The organism is Mesorhizobium sp. M7A.F.Ca.AU.001.01.1.1, from assembly GCF_004022735.1.
GTDB classification, from domain to species: domain Bacteria; phylum Pseudomonadota; class Alphaproteobacteria; order Rhizobiales; family Rhizobiaceae; genus Mesorhizobium; species Mesorhizobium ciceri.
Window position 1 is genome coordinate 1 of sequence record NZ_RZPF01000908.1, and the last position, 2,225, is coordinate 2,225.

A 2,225-nucleotide genomic window follows, 5' to 3' on the forward strand; every position below is an offset into this window, starting at 1 on the left:
GTCTCCGGCCGCCTTCCAGTCAGTTTCCGGCAGCGGCAATCAGCCTTTGCGCCAGGTCGAGCGTCAGGGCGTCGAAATGCGAAATGACAGCCGACGGTTCGAATTCGCGCACATGGCGGTCGGTGTAGCCGAAATCGACCGCCACCACCGGAATGCCGGCGGCTTTCGCCGTGTCGATGTCGGTTTGCGAATCGCCGACCATCAGGGCGCGGTGAGGGTCGCCGCCGGCCAGCTTTATGGTCTCGATCAAATGGCGCGGGTCGGGTTTGCGGAAGGCGAACGTGTCCTGGCCCGCGATGGCCGCGAAATGTTTGGTCAGGCCGAGCGCCTCGATCAGCGCCAGCGAGTTGGCTTCGTATTTGTTGGTGCAGATGGCGAGGGTATAGCCGGCCTCCTCGAAGCGCGCGATCGCCTCGACGACACCGGGGTAGGGGCGTGACTTGCCGGGGATGTTGAGCGTGTAGTGGTCGAGGAAAAGTTTCAGCAGCCGGTCGTGCTCCTCGACGGCAAGCGATCGCTGATGGGCGGCGTGCGCCCGCTCGATCATCACCCGGCCGCCGTGACCGACAAAGCGCCTGAAGCCGGCTTCGTCGACCGCCGCGATCTCGCTGGCGGCCAGGCTGTGGTTGAGGCTGTCGAGCAGGTCCGGCGCTGTGTCGATCAGCGTACCGTCGAGGTCGAACACGATGATCGGTCGGGTCATGGTCTGTCCTGGGGCAAGTTTCTACAGGGGCAGGCGATAAAGGCTGCGGCGCGTCAAGGCAAGCGCTGGGCCAGCTCGTTCAGGCGGGGCCTGCTTATCAGGCCGGGCATTCGCAGCGGGCCCGTCCGATATGAAAAAACCCGCTTCGACGGCGGGTTGTTGGCGCAAATCAGCACCATAGGCAAAAATGTAGCATAGCTGCACTCACCCGTCAAGGAAATAATTCCTACACTGAGCATCACCTGGAGAAGCGCCGTCCAGGGCTTTGACCGGACCGGCAAAAATGCTACGAGCCCGGCAGCGAATTTCCGGGGCAATAACCGACATGGATGCAAGGCAGTTGAAGGTCGAAGCCGCGCGGGCAGCACTCGCCCATGTAAGCGACGGCATGCGGCTTGGCATCGGCACCGGCACCACGGCCGAGGAGTTCGTGCGGCTGCTTGCCGAAAAGGTTGCAACCGGCATGACCGTCATCGGCGTACCGACTTCGGAGCGCACCGCGTTGCTCTGCCGCGAGCTTGGCGTGCCGCTGTCGACGCTGGAGGAAACGCCAGAGCTGGATCTCACCGTCGACGGCGCCGACGAAGTCGACCCGGAACTGACCCTGGTCAAGGGCGGCGGCGGCGCGCTGCTGCGCGAGAAGATCGTCGCCGCGGCGTCCCAGCGCATGATCGTCATCGCCGACCGCTCCAAGATGGTCGAGACGCTCGGCCGTTTTCCCCTGCCGATCGAAGTCAATCCGTTCGGCCTGCGCGCCACTGAAATCGCGGTTGCCGCGGCGGCTGAAAAGCTCGGTCTTTCCGGACCGGTCACATTGAGGATGACGGGCGGGCAGGCTTTTGTTACAGACGGCGGCCATTTTATCCTCGATGCATCTTTTGGCCGCATTCCGGATACAAGAGCGCTTTCGAATGCTCTCCACGCCATTCCGGGCGTGGTCGAGCATGGTCTTTTCATCGGGCTGGCTTCAGCGGCCATCATCGCCGGCGGCGACGGTATCCAAACCGTCCATGCCGCCCGAAAACCAGGGAGTTCTACCGATCATGACGTTGCATAACCGGGTTCGCAGCCTTTCCGTCCTTCTGGCGGCCTCGGCCGTTTTCGCCTTCTCGTCGCCGGCGTTTTCGCAGGATGTCACGGAAGCGCACCTGAAGGCCGCCCGCGCGGCGGTCGCTGCGATCCACGCGACCGACCCGTTCGACAACATCCTGCCGCAGGCAGCCGCGGCGCTCGAATCGCAGCTGATCCAGAAGAACCCGGACATGCAGGAACTGATCGGCAAGACCATCAACGAGAAGGCTCTGGCGCTGGCCTCGCGCCGTGCCGACCTCGAGAAGGAAGCCGCACTCGCCTACGCGAAAGTGTTCTCCGAAAAGGAACTGACCGACATCGCCGCCTTCTACAATTCCGATTCGGGCAAGAAGCTGCTCGATAGCGGCCCGACGGTGACCCGCGAATTGGTCAAGGCAGCCGACATCTGGCAGAACGGCCTCGGCCGCGATCTCGCCCAGCAGGTCGGCGA

General features: G+C 63.6%; 3 protein-coding genes. 2 read left to right on the forward strand and 1 reads right to left on the reverse strand.

Annotated features, from left to right (window positions below; translation table 11 throughout):
• Window positions 1–19 precede the first annotated feature (19 nt).
• Window positions 20–703, reverse strand: a complete 684-nt coding sequence (locus EN884_RS33780) for a phosphoglycolate phosphatase (RefSeq protein WP_063167998.1) — start codon at window positions 701–703, stop codon at window positions 20–22.
• A 325-nt stretch (window positions 704–1,028) separates the two neighbouring features.
• On the opposite strand from EN884_RS33780, the gene rpiA reads away from it, so the two are divergent.
• Window positions 1,029–1,760, forward strand: coding sequence for a ribose-5-phosphate isomerase RpiA (gene rpiA, locus EN884_RS33785; protein WP_027036598.1), 732 nt, complete (start codon window positions 1,029–1,031; stop codon window positions 1,758–1,760).
• On the forward strand, window positions 1,747–2,225 hold a 479-nt coding region (locus EN884_RS33790; RefSeq protein ID WP_127219004.1), incomplete at its 3' end, for a DUF2059 domain-containing protein. The genes rpiA and EN884_RS33790, both read left to right, overlap by 14 nt.

What these genes read in the sequence shown, in the direction of transcription:
- EN884_RS33780 (WP_063167998.1), bottom strand. Translation starts at nt 703, where the DNA reads ATGACCCGACCGATCATCGTGTTCGACCTCGACGGTACGCTGATCGAC.
- rpiA (WP_027036598.1), top strand. Translation starts at nt 1,029, where the DNA reads ATGGATGCAAGGCAGTTGAAGGTCGAAGCCGCGCGGGCAGCACTCGCC.